This window comes from Nitrosomonas sp. Nm132, assembly GCF_900100485.1.
In the GTDB taxonomy this organism is placed as follows: domain Bacteria; phylum Pseudomonadota; class Gammaproteobacteria; order Burkholderiales; family Nitrosomonadaceae; genus Nitrosomonas.
The window spans coordinates 1-4,358 of the sequence record NZ_FNDH01000084.1 but is presented as its reverse complement, the minus strand read 5'-3'; the positions used below and the strand labels follow the sequence as shown (position 1 = coordinate 4,358).

6 protein-coding genes and 1 pseudogene are annotated in these 4,358 nt (G+C 47.4%); 2 read left to right on the top strand and 5 right to left on the bottom strand.

The window, feature by feature from the left end:
- Window positions 1–107 (top strand): annotated as a pseudogene (locus BLP80_RS15400) (IS5/IS1182 family transposase); the annotation flags it as partial.
- 147 nt (window positions 108–254) lie between these two features.
- The gene (gene dbpA / locus BLP80_RS14315) at window positions 255–1,676 is read left to right on the top strand and encodes an ATP-dependent RNA helicase DbpA (protein WP_090544364.1); all 1,422 of its coding nucleotides are present in this window, start codon (window positions 255–257) and stop codon (window positions 1,674–1,676) included.
- A 39-nt stretch (window positions 1,677–1,715) separates the two neighbouring features.
- Here the strand turns inward: dbpA and BLP80_RS14310 are convergent, their stop codons facing one another.
- The 5 genes from BLP80_RS14310 to BLP80_RS16000 form a co-directional block, all read right to left on the bottom strand.
- Window positions 1,716–2,204 (bottom strand): ribonuclease HI, encoded by a 489-nt coding sequence (locus BLP80_RS14310; RefSeq protein WP_090544362.1) that lies wholly within the window; start codon window positions 2,202–2,204, stop codon window positions 1,716–1,718.
- On the bottom strand, window positions 2,201–2,677 hold the full coding sequence (locus BLP80_RS14305) for an IS630 family transposase (protein WP_090544360.1): 477 nt from the start codon (window positions 2,675–2,677) through the stop codon (window positions 2,201–2,203). Before BLP80_RS14305 ends, BLP80_RS14310 begins: the two co-directional genes overlap by 4 nt.
- A gap of 19 nt (window positions 2,678–2,696) precedes the next feature.
- Window positions 2,697–2,858, bottom strand: a complete 162-nt coding sequence (locus BLP80_RS15800; RefSeq protein ID WP_176754391.1) for a hypothetical protein — start codon at window positions 2,856–2,858, stop codon at window positions 2,697–2,699.
- Between the two features lie 675 nt (window positions 2,859–3,533).
- On the bottom strand, window positions 3,534–4,139 hold the full coding sequence (locus BLP80_RS14295) for a response regulator transcription factor (RefSeq protein WP_090544355.1): 606 nt from the start codon (window positions 4,137–4,139) through the stop codon (window positions 3,534–3,536).
- On the bottom strand, window positions 4,115–4,358 hold a 244-nt coding region (locus BLP80_RS16000; protein WP_218120469.1), incomplete at its 5' end, for a hypothetical protein. The genes BLP80_RS14295 and BLP80_RS16000, both read right to left, overlap by 25 nt.

Genomic DNA, 4,358 nt, shown 5'->3' with positions numbered 1-4,358 from the left:
CACGACTAAAGCAGTATCGGGCAATAGCAACACGATACGACAAACTCAAGAGAAATTACGAAAGTATGGTAGCTATCGCGTGTGGATACCTGTGGCTACCTATGTGAAATGTCAACAGACCCTAGGGAAAATATAAAAATATCTCTAGTTTAGAGACTTATAATGGTTGCTTGAAAGGATCGTGCGTTTCTTTAATGCTTCTGTTAAAAAATACAATTCTATGCGTATTCCGCTGATATCTGGGATAATTGCGGATGAATAATACTTTACAGACAGTCTCTCCGTCCGCAGTAAATACTGCTGGACGCCTTTTTAATGAATTACCGCTGTCGCCTGGTTTACTGGCAACATTACAGCAGCTTGAATATCTGACGATGACGCCGATTCAGGCAGCCAGTTTGCCCATTTCGCTTGCAGGTCACGACCTGATCGCGCAGGCAAAGACGGGGAGCGGCAAGACGGCAGCATATGCATTGACGCTGCTTACCAAGCTAAACCCGCGCTGCTTTGCGGTACAAGCCATGGTGCTGTGTCCAACACGCGAGTTGGCAGATCAGGTTACACAGGAGCTTCGCCGTCTGGCACGCTCTGCAGACAATATCAAGATTCTTACGCTGTGTGGCGGAAGCACCATGCGCCCACAGATGGCCAGCCTGGAGCATGGTGCACACATCGTCATCGGTACTCCCGGCCGCATCATGGACCATCTGGCGCGCGGCAGCTTAAATCTAGCACAACTCAATACCTTGGTGCTTGACGAAGCCGATCGCATGCTGGACATGGGTTTTTACGATGACATGGCTTTTGTGGTCAAGCGCTGCCCGTCAAAGCGCCAAACGCTCCTGTTCTCGGCAACCTATCCCGCAGGGATCGCAGGATTAGCACGACAATTCTTACGTAACCCACAGGAAGTGAAACTGCTGGAGCAGCATGAGGAAAACAAGATACGCCAGCGTTTTTACGAGGTAAGCCATGAGGCGCGTTTGCAGGCCGTTGGCCAGCTACTCAGACACTATCGACCAGTCAGTACGCTGGCATTTTGCAACACCCGGCAGCAATGCCGTGATTTACTAGAAGGGTTGCAGGCGCAAGGCATTCAGGCGCTGACCTTGAATGGCGATCTGGAACAACGTGAACGTGATCAGGTGCTAATTCAATTTGCCAATCGCAGCTGCTCAGTATTGGTAGCAACCGATGTGGCGGCACGTGGCCTGGATATCACACAACTTGAAGCGGTCATTAATGTCGATGTTACACCCGACCCGGAAATACATATTCATCGCATTGGCCGCACGGGCCGTGCCGATGAAAACGGCTGGGCACTGAGTCTGTGCAGCCCGTCCGAAATGCCTCGGGTAGAAGCGATTGCAAGGATGATGGATTTCGAGCCAGAATGGCATGATCTGGCTACGTTACAAAGTGGTAACCATACCCCGCTGGCACCGCCAATGGTGACACTGCAAATACTCGGTGGGCGAAAGGAGAAGATCCGCCCCGGCGATGTGCTGGGTGCGCTCACTGGTGAAGCGGGTTACACGCGTGAGCAGGTCGGCAAAATCACTGTGACGGATCAATCGACCTATGTCGCGGTCGTACGCAATATCGCCCGTGAAGCCGTGCGCAGATTATCCGCAGGCAAGGTTAAAGGTAAGACGGTGAAAGTGCGCGCGCTGTAGGGGTAAACCCAGACTTTCATAGGTTCCTCGTTCCATGCACTAAAAATCTTCTCGCAACGCACGCCTGGATGCCTTGTCGACCAAGCCAAACAGTTGGTCAATCTCATTTTTCTTGCTGGATGACTGATGACCTATTACCTTGACAAACCTGCAATTGAGCTTGGCATTCAACCGGTAAAATTCCTGGTACAGCTCGTAATGATTAAGCCGCCTGTTTTTACTCGAAAAATAATCATTTTGTTCAAGGCGGACGCGCCTTCCCGGCAGACCGATAATATTTTGCGAATCGGTATAAACCGTCAAAACCATGTCGCAGCCATTGCTCAAAGCCATCGCTTCGTGTAGTGCCCATAACAACGTTTGTAATTCCAATCTGGTCGAGCTGGTTTGCTCAAAGCGCTTTACTTTCACTGCCTCTTTCAGCGTTTCTATCGGCGTAGCCAAGTCAGCTACCATAAGGTAGGCGCCATACCCCACTTTTAATTGCGTATGAACACTGCCGTCGGTAAAAATCTGTAAGCGATTCATAATATTATTATCTTATTATAATTAGCGTTACAAAGTGAATTAATTATCCCATCCCATCCGGCGATTGATTTCACTGCATCCGTAGTTTCCTCCATATGTCGAAGTGCATCAACCAAATGAGATTCGAGCGCGCCGATGCTGTCAAATACACGGTTATGAAAGCTCTTTTCGCGCAACTCATCCCACAGGTGCTCGACTGGATTGAGTTCAGGTGAATAAGGTGGCAGTAGCAGCAAGCGAAGATTCTCAGCTAACGTCAGCGAATGGCTGCGATGCCAGCCAGTACCGTCCATCACCATAACGATATTCTCATTGGGGTAGCGCCTGGCGATTTCATCAAGAAAGATTTGCATGCACTCAGTGTTGACATTAGGTAACACCAAGCTGTCAAACTTTCCGTCCAACGGGCAGACTGTCGCATAAGCGTAGGTGAATCGGCCCGGCTTTTCCGAAGACTTTTTAGTCCGAGTCAAGCTGCATCAGCTGACTTCTTTAATTGGCGATAATATGCCATGTGGCAAATTCCACTTCATCAATATTGCGCCAAGGACCGCGATTCCTTATGACCTCTGTTTTCCCAGTGTACGACTTGGTCATGAAGCTACGCTCCTCCTGCTTGCGCAGTTGGCGCAGCTCCACATCAGGATGATGCAACTCCTTTGCTCCATCACCATTACAACGGCTTCATCGCTATTACGAGTTGTTCCGTCCCTTGGTGGCGCATCACTACTGTTGGCCTCGACAGTTTGGCTTGTACCTTTCGCTTGCCATCGCCACCGAAGGTTCCCGCAGTTCAACGTAAGAGCCCAGATCATGCTGACGCTGCCTCTATGCCGGACACTGCCTGGCCCGTAAGCAGGTAACGGCCAGACTGCTCCTGGAGTAACATCACTCTCCAGTTTTGATGTCATTTGAGTGGCTTCGACACTTGAACAGCAGTTCACGGTTGTTCGTCTTCATTGATCCATACCTGATGCATTAAAGCACCTTTTCCATAACGCTCACGACCCAGGCTCTTGACCAGAGCCGCTCATGGTGGTTTGCAACCTGCTCCTGCAAGCCGAGTGCGAGGGGCCACACCCTCATCTCTTACGCCGCTTGCTGCAGCACACTGATATCTCCACCCTGGAGATTCACTTAAATTATATGATTCCTGGATATACTTTGTCACTGGCAATTCCTTCTCTTTATTCAGCATAGGTAACTGAATTATAAAGAATTATAAGAGAACTGCCATTTCACTTCGTGCAATATTGGTGCTAACCAGCTGGTAATCGGTTGAAGGTTGCTTGGAAGGTAAAACATTGGGAAACACAAAGGACAGATTGTTTATTGTGGATAATGCTCTATTGCATATTGATAGACCTCAACAGCATTTTCTAGATACAGCTTTTCCATGATGTGGGAGCGATGACTTTTCATAGTAGATGGTACTATTTCAAGCATCTCACAGATTTCATTATCTTTTTTTCTTGTTGCGATAAGCTTCAATATTTCTTCTTCTCTAAGAGTAAGAGGATTTGGATTTGGATTAGTTTTTAGTCTTGGTAGATAAGATCCACCAGCTACAATAATTTCAATCGCTTTTTTGAAATTTTCTAACCCGGCACCTTTTGGCACATAGCCGCGCGCACCTGCATTTACGGCCTGCCTTACCAGCTCAACATTACAGTCCATGCTGTATATCAGAATAGCTAAATCTGGGGATTCTTTAATGAATTCAGAGGTCAAGCTGATACCGTTGAGGTCAGAATTGATACGGATATCCATTATCACGAGGTCAATTTGTTGTTTTTCGCGGAAAATCCGCGCTTCATCTGCGTTTCTGGCGGTGGCCACGACTTGAACTATAGGTATAGTTTCTAAGAATTCACGAATGCCAAAAGACATTAGATCGTGATCTTCAACGATCATGATATTGATGGAATCTGCCATAATAATAAATCCATAGATTCAGACAACCTGATCTCGGAGCATCCCTCGTTTTTAAAGCATTCTAAAGAACAAATATAAATCAATCGATTACATGTGCCAAGGGAGGAGATACAAAAATAGGCAATCAAACAAACTGGATTTTGCGAAGATACGATTTTTGAGATGAACTCTATACAGATATTCTTTCGAGGAATTCCTGATGCCACAACTTCACTTGCC